At 64.5% G+C, this 726-nt stretch carries 1 protein-coding gene; it reads right to left on the bottom strand.

What is annotated here, in order from left to right; translation table 11 throughout:
* Positions 1-3: 3 nt before the first annotated feature.
* Positions 4-726: transposase (locus tag ACG2DA_RS22925; protein ID WP_395259031.1), on the bottom strand; the 723-nt coding region annotated here is incomplete at its 5' end.

The raw sequence follows: 726 nt of genomic DNA, 5'->3' as shown, positions 1-726 counted from the left end.
CCGCTACGGGTGGGGGGCAGGATCGGTTAGGTCGTAGCGAGCCGTATCGTGAGAGAACTCGGCCTGTCCTAGTCCCGCTTTGACCGGATTCAGGCGAATATAGTTCTGGAAGGCGTCGAGTTGCTCCACGTTGCGGACGATGTGGTCGTAAGTCTCTTTTTGCCAAAGCGGTCCGCGACAACCGACGATCCGGTTGATTTGGGGGGCGGTGAAACTCTTGAGCGAATGCAGCGACTCCTCCAACGGCACGCCCGGCAGCGGGGTCAGCAATGCGTGAACGTGGTTCGGCATCACGACCCAGTCGCCGACCCAGGCAAGCCGCCCGTCCAGGTGGCGCAGGGATTGCGTTACCACGTGCCGGAGGGCCGGAGAGCGCAGCAGACAAGAACCGCGGCCGGCGGCCAATAGACCGTTGAGTTTCCACGCCACCCACCGCTGATAACGACGTCGGTCGGCAGCCGTCCGTAGGGGGTGCGGTCCTTCCGGGATCGGCCCGTCCGGCGGCGTGCCGTTTCGGACGAGCCACAGCCGACGTTCGTGCTCAAATTCACGGAGTACCGCCGCCGGGAGCGCGTCCGCCTGCCGGAACGTGATGAAGTAGGTGCAGCCGTCTTGCCGCCAGTGGGGCAGCAGACCGTGCTCATAGATTCGCAGGTCGGCACGCTCGTCAAACCCGCGGAAGGGGATTGGCGTCGACATCGCCGCAGGATAAACGCTCCGTAGCGG

Origin of the sequence: Alienimonas sp. DA493 (assembly GCF_043951915.1) — a bacterium.
In the GTDB taxonomy this organism is placed as follows: Bacteria; Planctomycetota; Planctomycetia; order Planctomycetales; family Planctomycetaceae; genus Alienimonas.
Note: the sequence above shows the minus strand (reverse complement) of the source record. Positions and strands in the feature narration are given on the sequence as shown.